Source organism: Pseudomonas donghuensis (assembly GCF_000696345.2).
GTDB lineage: Bacteria > Pseudomonadota > Gammaproteobacteria > Pseudomonadales > Pseudomonadaceae > Aquipseudomonas > Aquipseudomonas donghuensis.
Map to the genome: position 1 here is coordinate 3,329,475 of NZ_CP071706.1, position 22,615 is coordinate 3,352,089.

19 protein-coding genes are annotated in these 22,615 nt (G+C 62.7%); 10 read left to right on the forward strand and 9 right to left on the reverse strand.

The features are described from left to right. Nucleotides 1-225: 225 nt before the first annotated feature. The 3 genes from BV82_RS15495 to BV82_RS15505 are packed head-to-tail and all read left to right on the forward strand — an operon-like array spanning nucleotide 226 to nucleotide 3,163. Complete coding sequence (locus BV82_RS15495; RefSeq protein WP_010223593.1) at nucleotides 226-999, forward strand: endonuclease/exonuclease/phosphatase family protein; 774 nt, start codon at nucleotides 226-228, stop codon at nucleotides 997-999. Continuing rightward, complete coding sequence (gene clsB / locus BV82_RS15500; protein WP_010223595.1) at nucleotides 996-2,207, forward strand: cardiolipin synthase ClsB; 1,212 nt, start codon at nucleotides 996-998, stop codon at nucleotides 2,205-2,207. Before BV82_RS15495 ends, clsB begins: the two co-directional genes overlap by 4 nt. After that, nucleotides 2,204-3,163, forward strand: coding sequence for a lysylphosphatidylglycerol synthase domain-containing protein (locus BV82_RS15505; protein ID WP_010223597.1), 960 nt, complete (start codon nucleotides 2,204-2,206; stop codon nucleotides 3,161-3,163). The genes clsB and BV82_RS15505 overlap by 4 nt, the downstream gene beginning before the upstream one ends. Here BV82_RS15505 and BV82_RS15510 read toward each other — a convergent pair. Beyond that, on the reverse strand, nucleotides 3,124-5,163 hold the full coding sequence (locus BV82_RS15510; protein WP_036995148.1) for a hybrid sensor histidine kinase/response regulator: 2,040 nt from the start codon (nucleotides 5,161-5,163) through the stop codon (nucleotides 3,124-3,126). The two genes, BV82_RS15505 and BV82_RS15510, sit on opposite strands and share 40 nt — an antisense overlap. Nucleotides 5,164-5,215: 52 nt before the next feature. After that, nucleotides 5,216-5,653, reverse strand: a complete 438-nt coding sequence (locus BV82_RS15515) for a nucleoside deaminase (protein WP_010223601.1) — start codon at nucleotides 5,651-5,653, stop codon at nucleotides 5,216-5,218. Between the two features lie 179 nt (nucleotides 5,654-5,832). Here BV82_RS15515 and BV82_RS15520 point away from each other — a divergent pair, with 179 nt between their 5' ends. Together BV82_RS15520 and BV82_RS15525 are read left to right on the forward strand one after the other, a co-directional pair. Beyond that, on the forward strand, nucleotides 5,833-6,528 hold the full coding sequence (locus tag BV82_RS15520; RefSeq protein WP_010223603.1) for a type 1 glutamine amidotransferase domain-containing protein: 696 nt from the start codon (nucleotides 5,833-5,835) through the stop codon (nucleotides 6,526-6,528). A 142-nt stretch (nucleotides 6,529-6,670) separates the two neighbouring features. Further along, on the forward strand, nucleotides 6,671-7,471 hold the full coding sequence (locus BV82_RS15525; protein ID WP_036995150.1) for a CSS-motif domain-containing protein: 801 nt from the start codon (nucleotides 6,671-6,673) through the stop codon (nucleotides 7,469-7,471). Between the two features lie 59 nt (nucleotides 7,472-7,530). On the opposite strand, the gene hppD is transcribed toward BV82_RS15525, so the two are convergent. Beyond that, on the reverse strand, nucleotides 7,531-8,607 hold the full coding sequence (gene hppD, locus BV82_RS15530) for a 4-hydroxyphenylpyruvate dioxygenase (protein ID WP_010223608.1): 1,077 nt from the start codon (nucleotides 8,605-8,607) through the stop codon (nucleotides 7,531-7,533). A 326-nt stretch (nucleotides 8,608-8,933) separates the two neighbouring features. Between hppD and BV82_RS15535 the strand changes: the two genes are divergently transcribed. Together BV82_RS15535 and rarD are read left to right on the forward strand one after the other, a co-directional pair. Further along, complete coding sequence (locus tag BV82_RS15535; protein ID WP_036995152.1) at nucleotides 8,934-10,505, forward strand: EAL domain-containing protein; 1,572 nt, start codon at nucleotides 8,934-8,936, stop codon at nucleotides 10,503-10,505. 61 nt (nucleotides 10,506-10,566) lie between these two features. After that, on the forward strand, nucleotides 10,567-11,454 hold the full coding sequence (gene rarD, locus BV82_RS15540) for an EamA family transporter RarD (RefSeq protein ID WP_036995153.1): 888 nt from the start codon (nucleotides 10,567-10,569) through the stop codon (nucleotides 11,452-11,454). Here rarD and BV82_RS15545 read toward each other — a convergent pair. The 4 genes from BV82_RS15545 to BV82_RS15560 all read right to left on the reverse strand — a co-directional run bounded on the left by BV82_RS15545 (nucleotide 11,417) and on the right by BV82_RS15560 (nucleotide 17,244). Then, complete coding sequence (locus tag BV82_RS15545; protein ID WP_010223613.1) at nucleotides 11,417-12,988, reverse strand: TerC family protein; 1,572 nt, start codon at nucleotides 12,986-12,988, stop codon at nucleotides 11,417-11,419. The two genes, rarD and BV82_RS15545, sit on opposite strands and share 38 nt — an antisense overlap. A 262-nt stretch (nucleotides 12,989-13,250) precedes the next feature. Beyond that, on the reverse strand, nucleotides 13,251-15,707 hold the full coding sequence (locus BV82_RS15550) for a TonB-dependent siderophore receptor (RefSeq protein WP_051636750.1): 2,457 nt from the start codon (nucleotides 15,705-15,707) through the stop codon (nucleotides 13,251-13,253). A gap of 77 nt (nucleotides 15,708-15,784) precedes the next feature. Continuing rightward, entirely contained in the window at nucleotides 15,785-16,732 is a 948-nt protein-coding gene (locus tag BV82_RS15555; protein WP_036995156.1) for a FecR family protein, read from the reverse strand. Next, nucleotides 16,729-17,244, reverse strand: coding sequence for a sigma-70 family RNA polymerase sigma factor (locus tag BV82_RS15560; RefSeq protein ID WP_036995157.1), 516 nt, complete (start codon nucleotides 17,242-17,244; stop codon nucleotides 16,729-16,731). Before BV82_RS15560 ends, BV82_RS15555 begins: the two co-directional genes overlap by 4 nt. A gap of 172 nt (nucleotides 17,245-17,416) precedes the next feature. Between BV82_RS15560 and BV82_RS15565 the strand changes: the two genes are divergently transcribed. Continuing rightward, the gene (locus BV82_RS15565) at nucleotides 17,417-18,112 is read left to right on the forward strand and encodes a helix-turn-helix transcriptional regulator (protein ID WP_036995158.1); all 696 of its coding nucleotides are present in this window, start codon (nucleotides 17,417-17,419) and stop codon (nucleotides 18,110-18,112) included. Nucleotides 18,113-18,117: 5 nt separating this feature from the next. Continuing rightward, a complete protein-coding gene (locus tag BV82_RS15570) occupies nucleotides 18,118-18,903 on the forward strand; it encodes a PhzF family phenazine biosynthesis protein (RefSeq protein ID WP_010223623.1) in 786 nt (261 codons plus the stop codon). A gap of 128 nt (nucleotides 18,904-19,031) precedes the next feature. On the opposite strand, the gene BV82_RS15575 is transcribed toward BV82_RS15570, so the two are convergent. Together BV82_RS15575 and BV82_RS15580 are read right to left on the reverse strand one after the other, a co-directional pair. Beyond that, complete coding sequence (locus BV82_RS15575; RefSeq protein ID WP_036995159.1) at nucleotides 19,032-20,204, reverse strand: MFS transporter; 1,173 nt, start codon at nucleotides 20,202-20,204, stop codon at nucleotides 19,032-19,034. A 91-nt stretch (nucleotides 20,205-20,295) separates the two neighbouring features. After that, on the reverse strand, nucleotides 20,296-22,200 hold the full coding sequence (locus BV82_RS15580) for a M14 family metallopeptidase (RefSeq protein ID WP_036995161.1): 1,905 nt from the start codon (nucleotides 22,198-22,200) through the stop codon (nucleotides 20,296-20,298). Nucleotides 22,201-22,273: 73 nt separating this feature from the next. Here BV82_RS15580 and BV82_RS15585 point away from each other — a divergent pair, with 73 nt between their 5' ends. After that, the gene (locus tag BV82_RS15585) at nucleotides 22,274-22,594 is read left to right on the forward strand and encodes a cupin domain-containing protein (protein ID WP_036995213.1); all 321 of its coding nucleotides are present in this window, start codon (nucleotides 22,274-22,276) and stop codon (nucleotides 22,592-22,594) included. Nucleotides 22,595-22,615 lie beyond the last annotated feature (21 nt).

Consider the following 22,615-nt stretch of genomic DNA (forward strand, 5'->3'; position numbering starts at 1 on the left):
CGACAACCGTCCGCCACCCCGGTTGAACCCCCCGGCAACCCCTGTGGTCCAGAGATAGTGCGAGGACAGCAGGCACCCACAGTGCTTGCCTGAGCGTTATCAACGGAGGCCACCCGTGGGCAATGCGTTAGCCAATGCCGAACGAGCACTGATTCCGGCACCGGTGCAGCTCAGCCAGCTGACCCGGCCTCTCTACCTTGGCAAGGGTCGTCGGCCATGAGCCGGATGGAATCAACCAGCCCTCTTGCTGCGGCGCCGGCAGTGCATCGGGTACGGGTGTTGACGGTCAACGCGCACAAGGGCTTCAGCCCGCTGAACCGCCATTACGTGTTGCCCGAGCTGCGTGAAGCGGTGCGCAGCGAGAACGCCGACCTGGTGTTCCTTCAGGAAGTGCTGGGCAGCCACCGCCAGCACGGCCTGCGCCACCGCAACTGGTCGCAGGTACCGCAGTACGAGTTTCTCGCCGACAGCCTCTGGCCGGTGTTCGCCTATGGCCGCAACGCCGTGTACCCGCAAGGCGAACACGGCAATGCCCTGCTGTCCAAGTTCCCGATCCTGCGCCACGACAATCTCGATGTCAGCGTCCACGGCACTGAGCAACGTGGCCTGCTGCATTCGGTCCTGGCGCTGCCGGCGGAGACCGAACTGCACACGGTGTGCGTGCATCTGGGCCTGGACGAACGCCAGCGCCAGCAACAGTTGCGCCTGCTCTGCGCGCTGCTGCACAGCCTGCCCGGCGATGCCCCGGTCATCGTTGCCGGCGACTTCAACGACTGGCGCCAGCGCGCCGATGGGGTGCTGCTCGAGTGCGGCCTGCGGGAAGTCTTCAGCCAGGCATATGGCCAGCCGGCGCGCAGCTTTCCGGCGCGCTGGCCGCTGCTGTGCCTGGACCGCATCTACCTGCGCAACGCCCGCGCGCATGCGCCCAAGGTCATGGCCCGCAAGCCCTGGACCCACCTTTCCGATCACCTGCCATTGGCAGTGGAGGTGCTCCTGTGAACAACCAATGGCGACCCGACAACCAGGTGCAGTTGCTGATCAACGGTGAAGACTATTTCGCCAGTGCCTTTGCCGCCATTGAACAGGCGCGCGTGGAAATCCTCCTGGAAACCTTCATCATCTTTGAAGACAAAGTCGGCAAGCAGCTGCAGCAACTGTTGATCGCTGCAGCCAAGCGCGGGGTCAAGGTCGAGATGCTGGTCGACGGTTACGGCACCGCCGACCTGAGCGTCGACTACCTGCGCGAACTCAGCGACGCCGGCGTTCACCTGCAGGCGTTCGACCCGAGCCCGAAACGCCTGGGCCTGCGCACCAACCTGTTTCGCCGCCTGCACCGCAAGATCCTGGTGGTCGACGGCGAGGTCGGCTTTGTCGGCGGCATCAATTATTGCGCCGATCACCTGGCCGACTTCGGACCGATGGCCAAACAGGACTACGCGGTACAGGTGCGCGGGCCGATCGTCGCCGACCTGCAGCGCGCTACCCTGCGCTTGCTGGAACAACACAGCGCGCTCAAACCGGGCAGCCGGCGCTGGTGGCAACGGCGGGTGCCGATCGCCCCGGACAGTGATCAGGCGAGCATGACCCTGTGCATCCGCGATAACCAGGATCATCCCAATGACATCGAGCAGCACTATCTGCGGGCGTTGAACGGTGCGCGCGAACGGATCACCATCGCCAATGCTTATTTCTTTCCCGGTTACCGGCTGCTACGGGCGATCCGCAATGCCGCCCGCCGCGGCGTGAGGGTCACCCTGGTGCTGCAGGGCGTGCCCGACATGCCCTGGGTGCGAATGTGCTCGCGCTTGCTGTACAACTACCTGATCAGCGACGGCGTGCGGATTTTCGAGTACTGCGAGCGGCCCTTGCACGGCAAGGTGGCGCTGGTGGACCGGCACTGGTCGACGGTCGGTTCCAGCAACCTCGACCCCCTGAGCCTGGCCTTGAACCTTGAGGCCAACCTGATCATCCGCGATGAGACCTTCAACACCCGCCTGCACGAGCACCTGCAGGAGCTCACCGCCCATCGCTGCAAAGCGGTCAGCCTGAAACGCGTGCTGCGCGGCTACTGGTGGCGGGCGCCGCTGATCTTCCTGACCTTTCACTTCATCCGCCATTTTCCGGCCCTGATTGGCTGGCTGCCGGCCCATGTACCACGGCTCAAACCGCTGTACGAAGGGCACGAACTACCGGGAAAACCGACATGAACAAGCACCGGAAGCGCTGGCGCCGTGCGCGGCAGGCACTGACCCTGGCGTTTTTCATCCTGGTGCCGGTGTTGCTGTTCAGCGTGCTGAAAAACCTCGACTGGCAGGAAGTGCACCAGGCCTTGGCCGCCTATCGCTGGAGCACGTTGGCGTTGGCCGCTGGCGTGACCCTGGGCAGCTTTGCCCTGTTCAGCAGCTTCGACCTGCTCGGGCGCCACTACACCGGGCACCACCTGCCGGCCCGTCAGGTGCTGCCGCTGGCGTTCGTGTGCTACGCCTTCAACCTCAACCTCAGCGCCTGGGTCGGTGGCATCGCCCTACGTTACCGCTTGTATACCCGCCTCGGCCTGAAGGTCTCGACCATTACCCGGGTGCTCAGCCTGGGGCTACTGACCAACTGGGTGGGGTACTGCGTGGTGGCGGGTAGCTTGTTTGTGTGCGGGCTGCCCAGATTGCCGGCCGGCATGGAGATCGGCAATACCGGCCTGCGCCTGATCGGCGCGCTGCTGTTGCTGGTGGCGGTGATCTATTGGCTTGCCTGCGGGTTCGCCACCCGTCGTACCTGGCGCTTGCGCCAGCATCAGATCAGCCTGCCGGGCATCCGCCTGGCCACGCTACAAATGCTGATGGGCGCCTGCAGCTGGTCGTTGATGGCGCTGGTGGTGTTCACCCTGCTGCCCAAAGGGGCAGACTATCCGACCCTTCTGGCGGTGCTGATGATCAGCAGCATTGCCGGGGTCATTACCCATATTCCGGCCGGGCTCGGTGTGCTTGAAACAGTGTTTCTCTCCCTGCTGCACGGGAGCTACGGCAAAGGTACGCTGCTTGCGGCATTGATTGGCTATCGGGCGATCTACTTTCTGCTGCCGCTGCTGATTGCCACACTGACGTACCTGGTGCTCGAGCACCTGGCCAGTCAGCGCAGCACCGGGGACAGGTCGCAAACCAGCGGCTGAACCGGTGCCAGCATCTCCTGCACCTGGTGGACCAGGTCTTGCAGGGAAAAAGGCTTGGTCATCAGCGCAGAACCAGGCTCAAGGACTTGCTGTTCGGTCACTTCCTGTGCTGCGAAGCCGGTAATGAACAGTATCCTCTGCTCTGGCTGCAGCATGCGCAGGGCATTGGCCAGCTGTCGGCCGTTGAAGCCGCCCGGCAAGCCGATATCGGTGATCAGCAGGTCGACCGAGCCCAACGCCTGAAACTGCTGCAGCGCCGCATTGGCATCGCCCGCGACGAACACCTCGAAGCCTTCCTCGTCCAGGGCCTCCTTGATCATTGAACGCAAGCTGCTCTCATCGTCGACCAATAGGATGCGCTCGCCATTGGCCCGTGCGTAGGCTTTGCCAGAAGGCTTGCCACGCGAGGATTCCGGCAGTTCGCCCAGGTAGCGTGGCAGGAGTATCTTCACCCGGGTGCCCTGCCCGGGACTCGAATCGATCCATACCCGCCCGCCCGACTGGCGGACAAACCCATAGACCATCGACAGGCCAAGCCCGGTGCCCTGGCCTACCGGCTTGGTGGTAAAGAACGGGTCAAAGGCACGCGCGACGATGTCGGCACTCATGCCTTGACCGTTGTCCTGTACCTGTAGCGAAAAATAGTCGCCCGGGCCCAGGCCATCTTCGCCCTCGAAGGGCAGCTCATGGCGTTCGTTTCCGGTACTGATGCGCAGGCAGCCACCGGCCCCCATCGCGTCGCGGGCATTGATGCACAGGTTGATCAGGGCATTCTCAAGCTGAGTGGCATCGACCAGCACCCACCAGGGGGCAGGCTCGACCTGCACCTGCAATTCGATGTGCGTACCCAGGGTCTGCTGGATCAACCGCTCGATGTCCAGTACCAACTGATTGACACTGGCAGGTTTGGGATCGAGTGCCTGGCGCCGGGAAAAGGCCAGCAATCGATGGGTCAGGGACGCCGCGCGCCTGGTCGCGCCACGGGCGGCATCGAGGTAGACGTGCAGGTTATCCAGCTGCCCCTGGGCAATGCGCCGTTCGAGCAGTTCCAGGCTACCGCTGATGCTGGTCAGCAGGTTGTTGAAATCATGGGCCATGCCGCCGGAAAGCTGACCGATTGCCTCCATTTTCTGGCTTTGGTGCAGCAATTCTTCAGCGTGACGCAACGCCTCTTCGCGCTCGCGCTCCTGGGTGATGTCGCTGCCTACGGCGGTAAAACCAAGCGCCGAAGGCACCGCTGCCCAGTTGAACCAACGATAGTGCCCGTCTTTGTGACGCAAGCGACTGACCGTGTTTCCAGTGCCTTGGCCCGCGCGCAGGCGCTCAACCACCGACGTGACCTCCTGGTAATCGTCCGCATGGACCCAATTCATGATCAAGCAGCCCAGCACTTCGTCCTGGTGCCAGCCCAGGACCTGGGTCCAGGCAGGGTTGACCGCGCTGATCGTGAGGTCCGGCAGGACCATCAACATGATATCGCTGGACAGTTGCCAGAACTGATTGCGGTCAGCCGTGCGCTCCTGCACCTGGCGCTCGAACGTGTTGGCCAGATGACGCCATTGCTGTTCGGCCTCGACGCTGGCGGTGGTCTCGATCACCGTGTCGAGAAACCCCGCCACCGCCCCACGCTCATCGCGGATAGGGCTGAAACAGAAGGTAAAGTAGGTCTGCTCCATCGAACCGTTGCGATTGATCATCAACGGGAAGTTTTCGATGAAGATCGCCTCGCCGGACAGGGTGCGAAACACCAGCGCGCCGATATTGTCCCAGGCCTCGCTCCAGACCTCGTCAAAACCGCGCCCGAGCGCCTCGGGCTTGGCCCCGAGGATCGGCTTGAACGCATCGTTGTAGAGGGTTACCAGCTGCGGCCCCCAGATCAGGCAACCGGGAAATTTCGACGCCAGGAGCATGTCCACGGCAATGCGCAATGACGCCGGCCACAGGTGCAAAGGCCCAAGGGCGGTGCTGCCCCAGTCGTGATTGCGAACCTTGACACTCATCGGTACTGACATGGGCGAGCTCGGCTGGCGGTAAGGAGTTTGATGATCGGACCTAGACGCCGATATCTTCGTTCCAGAGTTCGGGGCGATCCTCGATGAAATCCTTCATCATTTTGACGCAGTTATCATTGTGCAGGACCTGCACCTCGACACCACGGGCCCTGAGCAGGTCTTCCTCGCCCATGAAGGTCTGGTTTTCGCCCACAATGACGCGCTTGATGCCATACAGCAGAATGGCCCCGCTGCACATCGGGCACGGTGACAGGGTGGTGTACAGGGTCGCCTGGGCATAGACGCTGGCTGGCAGACGGCCAGCGTTCTCCAGCGCATCCATTTCACCGTGCAGGATCGCACTGCCCTGTTGCACGCGGCGGTTGTGGCCACGGCCGATGATCCGGTTGTCATGCACCAGCACCGAGCCGATCGGTATGCCACCCTCTTCGTGGCCCAGACGGGCCTCATCGATGGCCGCCTGCATGAACGCATCCACGGGTTGGGTCAAAGTGTTCATCCGCTTGAAGACTCCCTGTAGCAAAGCTGGCGATATCCTCGCAGGCTAGCATATCGCCGGCGGGGAATGGCATCCATGCCAGCCGCTACTATGCTGAACAGGTTTCTCCACTGCGATCCGGGCAATCCGGATCGGTTCCGGAATCAGGGAGCGTTGCGATGAGCAAGAAGATACTGGTGGTGCTGACCAATACGGCCAAATACCCGACGCTGAAGCGCGCCACTGGTCTATGGCTGGGTGAAGCGGTGCACTTTGTCGACAAGGTCGAAAAGGCTGGCTACAAGGTCGACTACCTGAGCCCCGGCGGCGGCTATGTACCGATCGACCCGCACAGCTTGCAAATGGCGGCGGATATCGACTGGGAGTGGTATCAGAACAAGGCGTTCATGAACCGCCTGGGCAACACCCTGCCCCCCGGCGAAGTCAAGGCCCAGGACTACAGCGCCATTTACTATGCCGGCGGCCATGGTGTGATCTGGGACTTTCCCGACAACATTGAGCTGCAAACCCTGGCCCGGCGCATTTTCGAAGCCGGTGGCGTGGTGGCATCGGTGTGCCATGGCGCCGTTGCTCTGCTCAATATCAAGCTCAGCGACAATACCTTGCTGGTCAAGGACCGCGAGGTAACCGGTTTTTCCGACACGGAAGAGAAACTGGCGGAACTGGACAAGGTGGTGCCTTACCTGACCGAAACCGAGCTCAAGGCCCGCGGCGGGTTGTACGTCAAGGCCGAAGAGCCGTGGCAAGCCTTCGCCATTGCCGATCAGAAGGAAGGACGCTTGATCACCGGCCAGAACCCTGCGTCGGCGGGCGTTGTGGCGGACCGGGTGATTGAAGCGCTGAAAAAGCGCTGAGTCGCTTGATTACACCGATTGTCGATTGGTACGTCGCGCAGAGTAAATCAAGCCTACAGTCGCTTCTGACTTCACTCTTTATGCTGACGCGTAACCACACGACCAGGAAGGTCGTTGTTACGTTCAGCATAGAGGTGCAATCATGGCTCCACCCAGTCTTGCCGGCCGTAGTCTGCTCGAATTTCTGCTTACCCTCCTGATCGGTCTGGCACCGGTCGCATGCGGGCTGTTGGTGCTGTCACTTCAGGTCGAGCGCGAACAGGAAGAAACCTCCGAATTGTCCGCCGTTGAAGCCATTTACGTCATTGACCGGGTAATCGATACCTTGCATGACGCCGCCGGTGCGGTACTCAGCCTGGCCGGACAACGCTGCGAGAGCGCTCTCCCCACCCTGCGCCAGCAAGCCTTCAAACAACCCAACGTGCGCTCGCTGGTGCTGGTCAGGGAAAACCGCGGCTATTGCAGCACCCTGCTCGGCGACTTTGACGCGGCGGTGGACCCTGGCACTTTCTTCAACCAGCGCCTGCGCCTGGACCTGCGCAACGAAATCACTCCGGATGTTCCGGTGTTGCATTACCGTATCCAGGAATACCCTTTCGGCGTGATCGCCATCAGCGATGCCCGCATCCTGCAGACCGAGTTGCAGGGTTTCAAGAACGCCATCGTCCTGGTACTGCAATTCGGTAATGACTATATCTGGGCAACCGGCAATGGCAGCGCCTCGCAAGTGCCCGATCACAAGGAAAATCTCCAGCGCACGGTCTCGGAGAAGTATGGCTATACCGTGCATGCCGGCTACCCGGATGGTCATACCTGGCAGATGATCACCCAGGCCATGGCTTCAACCGCGCCATCATTGCTGCTGGTTGGCATCATCACGTCTGCGGTGGCTTATTGGGGTTTGTTCAGGCAACGCCGCAGGCCGTCGTCGCCGACTGAGTGATCACCCATACAAAAGGCCATTGAGCACACGCCCAATGGCCTTTTCAGTGACCGCCCAGATCAGTCGGTGCTCAGCACACCGCGACGCACCTGGTCACGCTCGATGGATTCGAACAATGCCTTGAAGTTGCCTTCACCGAAGCCATCGTCACCCTTTCGCTGGATGAACTCGAAGAACACCGGGCCCATCAGGGTTTCCGAGAAGATCTGCAGCAGCAGGCGCTTGTCACCCGCCTCGGACGAACCGTCGAGCAGAATGCCACGGCTCTGCAACTCGCCAACCGGCTCGCCGTGACCTGGCAGACGACCTTCGAGCATCTCGTAGTAGGTGTCTGGCGGCGCCGTCATGAAGCGCATGCCGAGTTTCTTCAGGGCATCCCAGCTTTCGAGCAGGTTGTCGCAGAGGAACGCGACGTGCTGGATGCCTTCGCCGTTGAACTGCATCAGGAACTCTTCGATCTGCCCGGCGCCCTTGGACGACTCTTCGTTGAGCGGGATGCGGATCATGCCGTCGGGCGCGGTCATCGCCTTGGAGGTCAGGCCGGTGTACTCGCCCTTGATGTCGAAGTAGCGGATCTCGCGGAAGTTGAACAGCTTCTCGTAGAAACCGGCCCAGTAGGCCATGCGCCCGCGGTAAACGTTGTGGGTCAGGTGGTCGATGATCTTGAGGCCGGCACCCACCGGATGACGATCGACGCCTTCGATGAAGTTGAAGTCGATGTCATAGATCGAGCTGCCTTCCTCGAAACGGTCGATCAGGTACAGCGGCGCGCCGCCGATACCCTTGATCGCCGGCAGGCGCAGCTCCATTGGCCCGGTTTCGATTTCCACCGGCTGGGCGCCCAGTTCCAGGGCACGGGCATAGGCTTCGTGGGCATTACGCACACGGAAAGCCATGCCGCATACCGACGGGCCATGCTCGGCGGCAAAGTACGAGGCGACGCTTTTCGGCTCGTTGTTCAGGATCAGGTTGATGTCGCCCTGGCGGTACAGGTGCACGTCCTTGGAGCGGTGGGTGGCCACCTTGGTGAAGCCCATGATCTGGAAGATCGGTTCCAGGGCGCCCGGGGTCGGCGACGCGAACTCGATGAATTCAAAGCCCATCAGGCCCATCGGGTTTTCAAAGATATCAGCCATGCTCGTTTCCTCATCATCAAAGCGGGTAAATAACGGTCGTTAATTGCTATCGATGTCGAGCAGGCGTGGTGGCGCGCAAGAGATGCCCCTCACACTTCTGGCGAGGTAGTCACCATAAATCAGCTTGAACCCATGACACTTCATATGGACCCATTCTCGGTGGGTTGATTCCCCGACGGTGGAGAACCTTATTATTGTATGCGTAACAGGATTCTACAGTGCGTAAACCGTTTTGTCCGCACTTAAGTTGACACCCATCGGCCGACGAGCGGCTATCCTAGGCACACCGCCGTTTTCATTCCCTGTGCTTATACAGGTTAGCTGCCATGCCGCTCACGGTAAAACGTCCCGGACGCTGGACATTGCGTGCCCTGCTGCCCTGGGCCGTCGGCGCCGTGCCGGTGCTTTGCGGGCTGGTGATCATGCACCTGCAGGCCGAGCGCGCGCTTGACGCACGCAGCCAGGCCACGGCGCAGCAGGTGGTGGCGCAGGTGGAGCTGATCCTGGATAACATTTCCGGTGCGGCCAGGTCGCTGCTGCCGCTGGCCGGCCTGCCGTGCATGGAAGAAAAACTGGCCCTGCGCGATCAGGTCACCCGTCGCTCGTTCGTGCGCTCGACCAATCTGGTGTACCGCAACGAACTGTATTGCAGTTCGCTGTTCGGCCCCTACAGCGAGCAGGTCAACGCCAGCGACTATGTCGATGGCAAACTCTGGTTGATGAATGGCAACTCGGTGACCCCCGGCCACCCCCTGCTGGTGTATCGGGTCTACGAAGGCGAGCGTGGCGCCATCAGCACCGTCGACGGTGATCACCTGCTCACCGCCCTGCGCCTGATCGGCCCGCACACCCAATTGTTGCTGCAGGTGGGGCGCTACTGGATGGGCAAGGACGGCCTGGTGCATGAGGGGCTCGCCCCCGCTGCCGCCGTTGCACCGGTACGGCTCGACTCCAGCCACTACCCGTTCTCGATTCACAGCGGTTATGAGCACGGCAAGATCGGCCAGGTGATGCGCGACGAATACCCTGCCCTGTTCGGCTTGCTGGTATTTCTCGGCGTGATCGCCGGCGCCGTGTGCCGCTGGATGCTGCGCCGGGCCAGTTCGCCGCGGGTCGAACTGCAGCGGGCGATGGAGGCCGACGAATTTTTGCCCTACTTCCAGCCGGTGGTGCGCAAGGGCGACTACCGCTGGGCCGGTGCCGAAGTGCTGATGCGCTGGCAGCACCCGCGTGAAGGCCTGGTGCGCCCCGACCTGTTCATTCCCTATGCCGAACACAGCGGCCAGATCGTACCGATGACGCGCCTGCTCATGCAGCGCACCGCCCAGCTTCTGGCGCCGCATGCCGCGCTGATGGACGATGGCTTTCACATTGGCATCAACATCACCGCCGATCACTGCCAGGACCTGGCCCTGTACCACGACTGCCGGAACTTTCTCGCCGCCTTCCCGCCCGGGCGGGTGTTGCTGACCCTGGAGTTGACCGAACGCAAACTGATCGCACCGAGCGAGGCCACCCAGACGCTGTTCGCCAAGCTGCACGAACTGGGGGTGATGATCGCCATCGACGACTTCGGCACCGGTCAGTCCAGCCTCAGCTATTTGCGCCAGTTCAAGGTCGATTACCTGAAGATCGACCAGAGTTTCGTTGCCCTGATCGGCGTCGACGCCTTGTCGTTGCACATTCTCGACAGCATCATCGAGCTGTCGGCCAAGCTTGAGCTGGGCATCGTCGCCGAGGGCGTGGAAACCGACACCCAACGCGACTACCTGGCACGCCACAACGTCGATTTTCAGCAAGGCTATCTGTTCGCCCGGCCGATGCCGATAGAAGACTTTGTCCGCGCCCTGGCGGCCCAGGCCGAGGTCGCGCCACAGAGGGCGGAGGTTGCCGGTTAGGCCTGCAGCCTGAGATCATGGCGGGTTACCCGCTCTGTCATCTTTTGCAACCGAGGCATTTGTGTCAAAAGGCATCATTACATCGGTCACGGCATCGTTCCTGTTTGCCGTGATGTACTACTACACCTCGCTGCTGACACCCCTGGATGGCGAAGAGGTGTTTGGCTGGCGCATGCTCCTGACCCTGCCGTGCGTCACCCTGTTCATGCTGTTCACCCGCGACTGGCCGCTGGTCACCGGGTTGCTGGCGCGCGTGCGGCGCAACCAGCTGCTGTTGCTCGGCCTGCTGGGGACGTCGTCGTTGATGGGCGTGCAACTCTGGCTGTTCCTCTGGGCGCCGTTGCACGGGCGCAGCCTGGAAGTCTCGCTGGGTTACTTTCTGTTGCCGTTGACCATGGTCCTGACCGGCCGCCTGGTCTATGGCGAGCGCCTGTCGCGCCTGCAGAAACTGGCGGTAGCCTGTGCGATGACCGGCGTCGGCCATGAGCTCTACCAGCACGGCAGCTTTGCCTGGGAAACCCTGTTGGTCGCCGGCGGCTACCCGTTGTACTTCGTGTTGCGGCGCAAATGCGCCACCGATCACCTCGGTGGGCTATGGGCCGACATGTGCCTGCTGTTGCCTGCGGCGCTGTACTTCGTCATTCAGGGCCCGTTGTCGGCCCGGGACCTGGCCGAGCATCCGGGGCTGTACGGCCTGATTCCGCTGCTGGGGGTGATCAGCGCCCTGGCGCTGATCTGCTATGTACTGGCCAGCCGCCTGCTGGCGTTCAGCCTGTTCGGCCTGCTCAGCTATGTCGAACCGGTGTTGCTGGTGGCCGTCGCCCTGCTACTGGGCGAGACCATCGGCCCCGACCAGTGGCTGACCTACCTGCCGATCTGGCTGGCGGTGCTGGTGCTGATCGCTGAGGGCGTCAGGCACCTGCTGCGTCAACGGCGGCGTTCGGTGTAAGGCGTACCTGCCGCACCCGACGCTCCTCCACCGCGACCACGGTCATCTTCCAGCTATTGCACACCAGGCTGTCGCCGACCATTGGCAAGCGATCGAGCAGGCTCATGACCAGGCCGGCGAGGGTCTGGTAGTCCTCGGTGGGCTTGGCGGCAAAACCGGTGCGCGCCTGGATCTGGCTGAGGTTCAGCGCGCCGCTGACGACAAAGCCCTGCTCGTCTTCGACAATGCCCGGCCCCTCGACCTCACTGGCATCCGGTAGCTCGCCGGCAATCGACTCGAGGATATCGGTCATGGTCAGCACCCCGGTGAAATCACCGAACTCGTTGACCACGAAGGCAATGTGCGTCGACTGGTTGCGCATCTGCTCCAGGGCGTTGAGGATGCTGAAACTCTCCAGCAGGTTCAGCGGCACCCGGGCCAGGCTCTCAAGGTCGGGCTGATGACCGGCCAGCAGCTCCTTGAGCAGCTCCTTCTTGTGCACGAAGCCCAGGGGTTCTTCGATGCGCCCGTCGCGAATCAGCGGCAGGCGCGAATAGGACGAATGCATCAGAGCAGTGCGAATCGCCTCGGCCGGCTGCGCCAGGTCAATCGCGTCGACCTCGGCCCGAACCGTCATCACCGTCTTGATTGGCCGCTCGGCAAGGTTCAGCACGCCGCTGATCATCACCCGCTCGCGGCGGTCGAACAGCACCTGCGCTTCACCGCCTTCAACCAGGTCGGCGATCTCCTCGCCAACGTCGTCGGCCTCGACCCGACGCCCGCCCAGCAGGCGCATGACCGCATGGGCGGTACGCTCACGCAGCGGCCGGTGCTGCTGCAGGCTACGTTTGCGCCGGGCACGGGCCAACTGGTTGAACAGCTCGATGAGGATCGAGAAGCCAATGGCCGCATACAAGTAGCCTTTGGGGATATGAAAGCCCAGGCCCTCGGCGGTGAGGCTGAAGCCGATCATCATCAAGAAGCCCAGGCACAGCATGATCACCGTCGGGTGGTTGTTGACGAAGCGGGTCAACGGCTTGCTGGCGACAATCATGATGCCGATCGAGAAGACCACCGCGATCATCATGATCGACAGTTCCTCGACCATGCCCACGGCGGTGATCACCGCGTCCAGGGAGAACACCGCATCAAGCACCACGATCTGCGCCACGATTGGCCAGAACGCGGCATGCCGCACGCTGCCGGTATTTTGCGCAACGTGGCCTTCCAGGCGCTCGTGCAGCTCCATGGTGGCCTTGAACAGCAGGAATACACCACCAAACAGCATGATCAGGTCGCGACCGGAGAAGTGCTTGTCGAACACCTCGAACAGCGGCGCAGTCAGGGTCACCATCCAGGAAATGCTGGCCAGCAGGCCCAGGCGCATGATCAATGCCAGCGACAGGCCGATCACCCGCGCGCGGTCGCGTTGATGGGGCGGCAACTTGTCGGCGAGGATGGCGATGAATACCAGGTTGTCGATACCCAGTACCAGCTCCAGCACAATCAGCGTGGCAAGGCCCAGCCAGGCCGTGGGGTCGGCTAGCCATTCCATGGGCGATTACTCATGTGCGGGAACAGGCGGGAAGCGTCACAAGGACGGGAGAAAGGCCGGAACGGCCGGGTACTGGGGGGCTCCGAGAACGAAGTCATGTCAACCTGAAATCAATTGGGGAAGTGATCCTACAATTGCAGCAGTCTTTTCTCACAGCATGAAACTATTTCAAATTCTGTAAGGCTTGAGCGGCGGCCCGCACATCAAGGGCGCCGCTCTTGCCTTACCTGTGCCCTCTGCGGTTACCCCGCAGGCTCGGCCCTTAGAAGCTCCAGCGCGTGGTCAGCATGAAGTTGCGCGGATCACCGTACAGGTTGCCGCCGTAGGCGGTATTGCCGGCAATGCTCTGGTAGTACTTCTTGTCGAACACGTTGTTCAGGTTCAAGCGCACATCCAGGTGCTCGGAGGCCTGGTAGCTGAGCATCAGATCGACCAGGGTATAGGCCTGCTGCTCGATACGGTAACGGCTCTCGGTGGCATAGAAGTTGTTGCCCTTGTTGTAGATCTGGTTCTGCCGGTACAGGCCGCCGCCGACCTTCCAGCGTTGCAGTTCACCCGGCAGTTGATAGGTGGTGAAGGCCTTGAACACATGGCGGGGAATATCAGTATCGAACAGGCGTCCCTCGTTGGCCGGGTTGCTGTCCTTGACGTATTTGACCTGGGCAAAGGTATAGCCCGCGCCCAACTCCCACCCCGGCAGAACGGTGCCGTTGAGCTCAAGCTCGATCCCTTCGCTGCGCAGTTTGCCGGCAGCCTCCGCGCAACTGGGCACCAGCGCCGAACACTCATTGATCTCAAGCGTCTTGGCGCGGTTTTGCTGGTCGATGCGAAACACTGCGGCACTGGCATTCAAACTGCCGTCGAAGTACTCGCCCTTGATCCCGAGCTCATAGTTCTTGCCCTCCATCGGCTCGATCGCGGTGCCCGCCGCGTCCAGTTCCGACTGCGGCTTGAAGATGTCGGTGTAGCTGGCGTACAGCGAATGGTGCACGTCCAGGTCATAGATGATGCCGGCGTAACGCGTGACATGACGCGTCACCGAGTAGTCGCTGCCGGTTGGCGCGCGGCTGCCGTTGCGGGTACGGGTGTCGTTGTCGTACCAGTCCAGGCGCCCGCCGAGGATCAGCTTCAGGTCGTCGGCCAGGTTGAAGCGGGTGGTCAGGTAGGCGCCGGTCTGCGAGGTCTCGCGATCCTGATGCCAGTAACTCAGGTCCAGCTCGCGCTTGGGCAGCGAGCCCGGGTCCCAGTTGTAGATATCCATGCCGATCGCGTCGTCGCTGTAGTTGCCCTTGCCTTCGAAGGTCAGCTCACGCCGGCTGGCACCGACCACCAGTTCATGGGTCCGCCCGAGCAACTGGAAAGGCCCCGATGCGTAGGCGTCGTAACTGCTCTGCTCATCGTCATAGTGGTACTGGCCCAGGTACTGACCGAACACCTCGCCCTCATCGCCCATGCGTTCGGTCATGGTGCCCAGCATCTTCAGGTCCGACCAGGTGCGGCTGGCGGCCAACAGCAGTTTCCAGTCGTTGTCGAAGCGGTAATCCAGGCGGCTGAACACGGTGGTGTTGTCCTGGTCCCAGTACTCCCAGTCATTGCCCAGGTAGGTCTTGCGGGACAAATGCAGGTCGCTGCCATCGATTGCCGTTGGCAAGCCACCCCAGGTCGCGGTGTTGTTGACGCGCTGGTTGGAGACGCCGAGGGTCAAGGTGCTGTTGTCGCTGAGGTCGGCCTCGCCAATGGCGTAGAACACCGAACGCTCGCTATCGGTGACGTCCTGAAAGCTGTTGCGCGTCTGGTACGCCGTGACCACCCGCCCGCGCAAGGTGGCGTTGTCGTTGAGTGGCCCGGAAGCATCCACTTCGCTGCGGTAGTTGTCCCAGCTACCGGCGCTGGCGGTGATGCTCACGCGCGGGTCCGCGGTCGGGCGCTTGCGCACCATGTTGATGGCCGCCGACGGCGTACCCGCTCCCTGCATCAGCCCGGTGGCGCCGCGCACCACTTCGACGTGGTCGTAGATGGCCATGTCCGGCGCCGAGTTCATGTCCCGCGACAGGTAATGCGACAGGTCGTTGGACAGCCCGTCGTTCATCAGGTTTTCCACGGTAAAACCACGCGCGTAGAACGTCGGGCGCTGCGGGCCATCCTTGGTCATGGACATGCCGGGGGTGCTCTTGAGCACATCTTCAAGGCTGCGCAGGTTCTGGTCGTCCATGCGCTGACGGGTGATCACCGTTACCGACTGCGGTGTCTCGCGAATGGTCAGGGCCAGCTTGGTCGCCGTCTGCATCGGCCCGGTGGTGTAGGAGCCACTGTCTTCGGTGATGCTTCCCAGCACCTGCCCATTGATACTGGTGGCGCCCAGTTCCAATGCCCCATTGGCGGCGGGCACCTCGACCAGCACATAGCCATCGCTGCTCGCCTGTGCCTGCAATGCATGGCCCCGCAGGACCTGGGCGAACCCTTCCTGCACGGCGTAACTGCCCTGCAGACCGGCGCTGGCAAGGCCTGCCACTTGCCCGGCATTGAACGAGATGGCCAGGCCGCTCTCGCGGGCAAAGCGGCTCAGCACGTCACCCAAAGGGCCGCCAGGAATGTCGTAGCGTTTTATCTGCTGCTGGGCCTGTAGCGGCTGGGCCGCCAGCAGAGGCACGGCGCCGAGGGCGAAGTGGACCGCCAGGGTCAACGCACGGCAGGGCTTGAATGGCTTGGGTGAAAGCATGTTCCCGACTCTCCGATGTATTGGGCTAATACAAGGACGCTCGGGTAACAAGAACTGGAAGCGTTTGATAATAATTTTTATTCGAGCCTGACACGGGTCAGCCACGGCGTGTAGTGCTCGACCCGGATCGGGAAGCTGCGCGCCAGCAGGCGCAAGGCCCGCTCGCTGTCGTCGGCAGGCAGCACCGCGGTGACGTTCAGGTGCGCCAGAGCCTTGGCATCGAACAGCAGGTAGCCCTGGTGATTGCGGGCCAGGCGCTCCAGCACCTCGCTCAAGGGTTGTTCGCGCACCAGCATCTGCTGCCTGGCCCAGGCCTGCTCCTGGCCCGAGGCATCCACTGCCTGCACCGCCTGCATGCCCGAGGCACTGAACTGTACCTGCTGTCCGGCGCTCACCGTCTGGGTGCTGGCGCCGCTGCGCACTTCGGTGCTCGACTCGATCATCACCAGGCGCGTGCTTTCGTCCAGGCGCTCCACCCTAAAACGCGTGCCCAGTGCGCGAATGCTGCCATGCTCGGTCACCACCCGGAACGGCCGGGCGGTATCCTTGGCCACGTCCACGAGGATGTCACCGCTGAGCAACCGAACGGTACGGGTCTGCGCGTCGAACTGCAGGTCGACCGCCGTACGGCCCTCCAGGCTGATCCGACTGCCGTCCGGCAATTGCTCGCTGCGCCACTGGCCCGTACCGGTGCGCAGATCGGCCATCAGGTAGGCCGGCGGATAATGCTGGAGCAAGGCAGCGCCGGGCAGCAACAGCGCCAGGCTGACGGCCAGCGCCTTGAGTGCCTGCTTGCCGGGGGCTCGCGCCGTCACCCGCTGCAAGGCGGCACGGGCCGGCGCACGCGGCAGTTCGCGCAGCGGTGCGAGGCTGCCTTGCAAACGCTGCACGGCGTCCAGGTGTTCATCGGCCTCGGCCAACCAGGCGCTGAACGCCTGCTGATCGGCAGCGCTCGGTTCATCATCCAGGCGTACCAACCATTCGGCCGCCTCGCGCAACACCGCGGCGCTGGGTGACGGGCTCATCGTGCCGACTCGCTGGCGGCATGACACTGCAGCAAGGCCTGGACCAGATCGTTCTGCACGGTTTTGCTCGAGACCTGGAAGCGCTCGGCGATCTGCGCATGGCTCAGGCCTTCCAGGTGGCGCAGGATAAACACCTGACGTGCGCGCGCACTCATCTGCTCCAGCGCGCGGGCAATGTGTTCAAGGGCATTTATGGCCGCCAGCAGTTGTTCGGGTGAAGGGGCCTGCTCGAGGTGCTCGACGTGCCGCGCGAGTTCTTCACGGTACGCCTGCTCAAGCTTTTGCCGACGGCCGCGATCGACCAGCAGGCGGCGCGCCACCGTGGCCAGAAACGCTCGCGGCTCGCGCGGCGCCACGTAGGCACCGGCATTGAGCAGGCGCACGAAAGTGTCCTGGGCCAGGTCGGCGGCATTGTGCGGACAGTCCAGGCGCCGTCGCAGCCACCCCAGCAACCAGCCGTGATAGCCCTTGTACAAGGTGTCGAGACTGTCAGCAGGAGGAGGCACTTTCATCGGCGCAGGCATTAAATGAGAATGGTTATATCTTAAGTGCCTGAGCCGGGCGGACGCAATCCTGAAGGGCCCTAGCGGGTGGAGATGCTGGACATAAAATCTACAGTTAGTTGATATTTCAACTACTAGTTGATAATTTGACCGCGACCATTCAACTCCCTCGAAGGCCCTGATGAAGGTTTCCAGCGCATTGAGCAGCGAACGACAGCTGATCCTCGGCGTACTGCACAGCACCCTGAAAATGCTCAGCCATGCACTCGGCTCCCATACCGAAATCGTCCTGCATGACGTGCTCAACCCGCAGCGCTCCATCCTCGCCATCGCCAACGGCCATGTCACCGGGCGCCAGGTCGGTGATTCGGTGTTGGCCGGGCCGCGTCATGACCAGGGTTTCGCCGCCGTGCGCCGGGCGATGGACGATCGCTCCAGTAGCGAGCCGATCGTGGTCGAGAACTACGCCACCCTCGCCCCCGACGGCCGCCCCTTGCGCAGCGCTACCGTGGTTTATCGCGACAGCAGCGGGCAGCCGTTTGCCAGCCTGTGCATCAACACCGACCTCAGCGCGATCGCTGCCGCGCATCACGTGCTCGCAGGCCTGCTGGGGCTGGCCAGCGCACCTGCGCCAGTGCCGGATGAATCCCGGGACATGGAACAGTTGATGATCGAAATCATCCAGGACGCCTGCCCCGGCGGCGTGCTCGGCATGAAGAAAGCGCAAAAGATCCAGGCCGTGCGGCACATGCAGGAGCGCGGCCTGTTCATCGTCAAGGGCGGTATCGAGAAAGCCGCCGCCACACTCGGCGTGACCCGCTACACCATCTACAACTACCTGGAGCAGATCCGGGCGACAGACAACGGACAGGAATGAGCAGCATGCAACTTGAAATGTTCCAGGTAGACGCGTTTTCAGCCACGGCGTTTGGCGGCAACCCGGCCGCAGTGTGCCCGCTTGAGGCCTGGTTGCCGGATGCGACGCTGCAGCAGATTGCTGCCGAGAACAACCTGTCGGAAACCGCCTATGTGGTGCGCAATGGCGAGCTGTTCGAATTGCGCTGGTTTACCCCGACGGTAGAAGTCGACCTGTGTGGCCATGCCACCCTGGCGACCGCCTGGGTGCTGTTCGAGCAGTTCGCTGAACAGCGCGACACCCTGCGCTTTGCCACCCGTAGCGGCGAGTTGCGGGTTCGCCGTGACGGTGCTCGCCTGGCCATGGACTTCCCGGCCAAGCAGCCACAAGCTGTGGCAGTGCCCGATGGCTTGTTGCAGGCCCTGGGCCTGGAGCGGATCGAGGCGCTGTACCGCACCGATGACTACCTGGTGGTGGTCGAGGATCAAGCGCTGATCGCCGATCTTGAGCCCGACTATGCTGCGCTGGCGGCCTTTGACGTGCGCGGTATTGCGGTCACGGCCCCGGGCAAGCACTTTGACTTCGTCTCGCGCTGGTTCGGCCCGCGGGTAGGCGTCAATGAAGACCCGGTCACCGGCTCCGCGCACACCTCGCTGGCCCCCTACTGGGCCGAGCGCCTGGGCAAGCGCAGCCTGACGGCCGAGCAAGGCGGCGTGCGCAAGGGCCAGCTGCACTGTCAAGTGCTGGACAACGGCCGGGTGATCATCAGCGGTGAGGGTGCGCTGTACCTGCGCGGAACGATCTTTATCTGAGCAGGCTCAACAACTGGCTGCCCTGGCCACAGGGCTCGGCTGGCGCAGAACCTGTGGGAGCTGGCTTGCCAGCGATGAGGACCGCCCAGCCAGCACACCCGGTGGCGCCTGGATTGCGACCGCTGCGCCTAAAGGGTCCTTGGCAGGTAGCTATGCAGTTGCCGCTCGACCCACCAGGACAACGGCAGGGTCAGCAGCAGGAGCGCCGCCAGGCCGATTACCGCCGCAGTGATGCCGGCCCCATCGCCTAGGCGGCCGAACACCACCGGCGCCAGCGCGCCGCCACCAATGGTGCCGGTGTAGAACAAGGCAAAGGCCTGATCGCGCCTGCCCGCCCCCGCCAGTTCCGGCACCACGCCGTACAGCACCGACGAGGTGCCATTGAGCACCAGGCCCAGCAGCGGCAACAGCGCCATCATCGCCGCTAGCGGCAGGAACAACATCAACAGGATCAGCAACGCAGTGGCCGACTCGGTGAACCACACGGTTCTCATCATGTCAATGCGCGCACCCAGGTAGCCGCACACCAGCTTGCCGAAGGCGCCGCCGACAAACAGCAGCATCAACGCCAGGCCGATACCCGCGGAGCCGGCGCCCTTGCCTTGCAGCAAAAACGGTAGAAAGGTAAGAAACCCCATGCGCACGGCGCTGTCGAGGGTGCCGGTCAGCAGCAAGGCGGCCAGGCCGCTGCCGGAGTCGTTACCACGGGCAGGCACGGTTTTGCGCGGGCTCGACGGCAACGACGGCTGCGGCGCAAGCAGCCACCAGAGTACGCCGGCGGCAGCCAGGCCAAGCAGGCCCAGCACGGTGACGCTGGTTTGCCAACTGGTTACCAGCAACAGCAAACCGACCCCGGCAGGCACCAGCATCTTGCCGATATCGCCGGCAAAATTGTACTGCGCCAGCGCCTCCTTGACCCCGCCCCCGGCCTCATGGGTGTCGGTGACCAACGACGACGCCAGGGGGTGCTGGGTACTGGCGCCAAGGCCGCCCAGCAACAGCGCGAGCAACAGCACAGCGAGGCCACTGGCCTGCCCGGCAACCAGGTAGGCCAGCCCGGCCAGGGCGGTGCCGCCGACCAACAGGCGCTCCCGGCCCCAGCGCTTTGCCGCGCGGCTGGCCAGCAGTTGCAGGCCCGCCATCATCCCGGCATAGGCGCCACGCAGCAGGCCGACCTGAGCAAAACTCAGGGCGAACTGCGCCTGCCACAGCGGCAGCAATACGTAGATAACGTCGGTAAGGCCGTCGTGCACGGCGTGGGCCATGCTGGCGGCGAAAAGCGAGCGACGGCGGATGTTCATGCAATGTAGGCTCTGGCTGAAAGACCAGAGCCTTTATAGATCACCGCTTTTGCCCAAGACCAATACCGATTTCAGACCGATTGATACCCGGTCAGTACACCGCGCCCACCGGATAGACAAACGCATTGACGTCATAGAACGGCGTGCGCGCGTAGAACCAGTGCAGGCGTGCGCTGGGGCTGGCGGCGAAGGCCTTGTCGTTCTTGAGCTTGCTGTCGAACTCGGCCTTCAGTTCCGGGCTCTCGGCGAGCATTTTGCGCGCCATGGGTTCCATCACGTATTCCTCCGGCTCTTCAGCCGCCACCAGGGTCGAATTGAAGAAGCCCCAGGCCCAGAACGAGTCCGGGCTTTCGGGGTATAGCAGGTTGACCGCCAGCACGCCCAACGGCTGGTCGGTATCGATCACCACCGAGCCGGCCGGGAAGGTCTGCAAGCGCTCCAGCGGCTTGGCCACGCCACTGACCAGCAAGCGCCCTTCGTAACCGGGGATCTGGTTGCTTTGCGTGCGATCGGGTTCGAAACCACCCGCCACTTTCACCTCATCCATGCGATACAGCGTAACGGCAATCGGTGTCGGCTTGTCGAGAGTGGTCATGTGGATGCCATGGGCCTTGAGCCGGGCGATCACCTCGCGCCACTGCCCCGGCACCACGTACTGCCGGGGCCGTTTGACCACCAGGTCGGGCTCGGTGTTGCCGGTGACCGGGACCTTGAGTTTTTTCGCCGTGTTGCTCCAGACAATGGTCCTGGCGCCGGTAATCGGCGACTGCTCATAGCGGTAATCACCTACGGTAAACGCTGTGGTCTGGGCCTTGCCCGGCTTCCAGGTCAGGGTCACCTGCTCTTGCGTCTCCAGGCGTTCGCGGTCCTGGCGGATGGCTTCGTTGAGCGACACCGCCTGATCGCCGATCACCTGGAACATGCTCTTGAGCATCACGTAATTGCCCAGCACCTGGGTCTGGTACGGGTGCAATGCGTGTTGCTCGATCAGGATCGACGGTACATTGCGGATATCGCCGTACTGGTTGGAAAAACGTGCGTAGTCCGTGCGGTACGGGTAGTAGCCCTGGCTCGGGTCCTGGTTGCTGTTGAGGCTGATGCACTCGTGCACCACATGGCCGTCGGCCTCCAGCGCCTGGTACACCGGTGCGCGCATGACGTTGTCCATCCAGGCGCTGCTGGCCGGCGACCAGCCATTGCCATTGTGGCAATACGAACTGTCGTAAGGGTACATGGCGCCATCAGTGGAGTGGGTGTCAGCGAAGAAACTCAGCTGGTAGGTGTTGAACACCCAGGCGACGTTGCGGATTTCGGCGCTGTCGAGCTTGGTGAAGTCACGGTTGAGGTTGTAGTTCAGGCCGTTGACCCGCCAGCCGGTTTCATCCGGGCCGTTCTGGTTGATCCGCCCGTAGGCACTGCGGCGCAGGTCGCCGTCGACATTGACGGTGGGAATGAACAGGATGTTGACCTTCTCCAGCAAGGCAGCCAACGGTTTGTCACCCGTGGTCATGTCACGCAGGAGCATGAACATCGCATCCTTGCCATTGGCTTCGCCCGGGTGAATCTGGGCCTCGACGAAGATCGTCGGCTTGCCCGATTCATTCAACCCGGCCGGCGATTTGTCGACCTCAAGGGAGGCGATGGCCATCAACATCGGGTGACCTTCGGCGCTTTTTTCCGGCAGGTCGTTGAGCACGATATTGCCACCGGAGGCCGCCGCCAGGCGGGTCATGTAGGCGCGGGTTTCGTCGTAGTTGCTGGTCTGGCGGAATTCGCTGGCTTCGGCCTGGGTGATCAGCGGGTTGTCCGGCTTGGCAAGGTAGCGGGTGCTGGTCAGGGCCTGGGCGAACATTGGCGGCAGGATGCGCTGCTTGGCAGCCGGCGAATAACCGCTATCGTCGATGTAGGACGGCGCGCTTGGCAATGCCGCCAGGGCTGGCAGGGCCGCGCCCAGCAGCATTGCAACAACGAGGGGCCGCAAAAGCGGGTGTTTCATGATCAATCCCTATCATGAGTGGCAGGTGCCCACCTTAAACCACAACGTGCAACCAGACGAGAGCCAGGCCACCATGCTCGACAACCTGTTTGATCCACTGCCCGCGGCGGGCGCACAAGAGCACTTCGAACAACTGCTGACCCGCCCGGGGCTGCGCATTGAACGCATCGTCTCCCACGGCCAGGCCAGCCCACCGGGGTTCTGGTACAACCAGGCGCAGGGCGAATGGGTGCTGCTGCTGGCCGGGTCTGCCGGGTTGCGGCTGGAACATGAGCCTGCCGAGCGGGTGCTGCGACCGGGGGATTTCATTGATATTCCGGCGCACTGCCGGCATCGGGTCGAATGGACCGACAGCACCCAGGCCACGGTGTGGCTCGGGGTACATTATGACTGATGGGTGGCATAGGCCTGGCCA

Coding starts and splice junctions, on each gene's coding strand:
- BV82_RS15495 (WP_010223593.1), top strand. CDS start 226: ATGGAATCAACCAGCCCTCTTGCTGCGGCGCCGGCAGTGCATCGGGTA.
- BV82_RS15505 (WP_010223597.1), top strand. CDS start 2,204: ATGAACAAGCACCGGAAGCGCTGGCGCCGTGCGCGGCAGGCACTGACC.
- BV82_RS15510 (WP_036995148.1), bottom strand. CDS start 5,163: ATGAGTGTCAAGGTTCGCAATCACGACTGGGGCAGCACCGCCCTTGGG.
- BV82_RS15520 (WP_010223603.1), top strand. CDS start 5,833: ATGAGCAAGAAGATACTGGTGGTGCTGACCAATACGGCCAAATACCCG.
- BV82_RS15525 (WP_036995150.1), top strand. CDS start 6,671: ATGGCTCCACCCAGTCTTGCCGGCCGTAGTCTGCTCGAATTTCTGCTT.
- hppD (WP_010223608.1), bottom strand. CDS start 8,607: ATGGCTGATATCTTTGAAAACCCGATGGGCCTGATGGGCTTTGAATTC.
- BV82_RS15535 (WP_036995152.1), top strand. CDS start 8,934: ATGCCGCTCACGGTAAAACGTCCCGGACGCTGGACATTGCGTGCCCTG.
- BV82_RS15545 (WP_010223613.1), bottom strand. CDS start 12,988: ATGGAATGGCTAGCCGACCCCACGGCCTGGCTGGGCCTTGCCACGCTG.
- BV82_RS15550 (WP_051636750.1), bottom strand. CDS start 15,707: ATGCTTTCACCCAAGCCATTCAAGCCCTGCCGTGCGTTGACCCTGGCG.
- BV82_RS15555 (WP_036995156.1), bottom strand. CDS start 16,732: ATGAGCCCGTCACCCAGCGCCGCGGTGTTGCGCGAGGCGGCCGAATGG.
- BV82_RS15560 (WP_036995157.1), bottom strand. CDS start 17,244: ATGAAAGTGCCTCCTCCTGCTGACAGTCTCGACACCTTGTACAAGGGC.
- BV82_RS15565 (WP_036995158.1), top strand. CDS start 17,417: ATGAAGGTTTCCAGCGCATTGAGCAGCGAACGACAGCTGATCCTCGGC.
- BV82_RS15570 (WP_010223623.1), top strand. CDS start 18,118: ATGCAACTTGAAATGTTCCAGGTAGACGCGTTTTCAGCCACGGCGTTT.
- BV82_RS15575 (WP_036995159.1), bottom strand. CDS start 20,204: ATGAACATCCGCCGTCGCTCGCTTTTCGCCGCCAGCATGGCCCACGCC.
- BV82_RS15580 (WP_036995161.1), bottom strand. CDS start 22,200: ATGAAACACCCGCTTTTGCGGCCCCTCGTTGTTGCAATGCTGCTGGGC.
- BV82_RS15585 (WP_036995213.1), top strand. CDS start 22,274: ATGCTCGACAACCTGTTTGATCCACTGCCCGCGGCGGGCGCACAAGAG.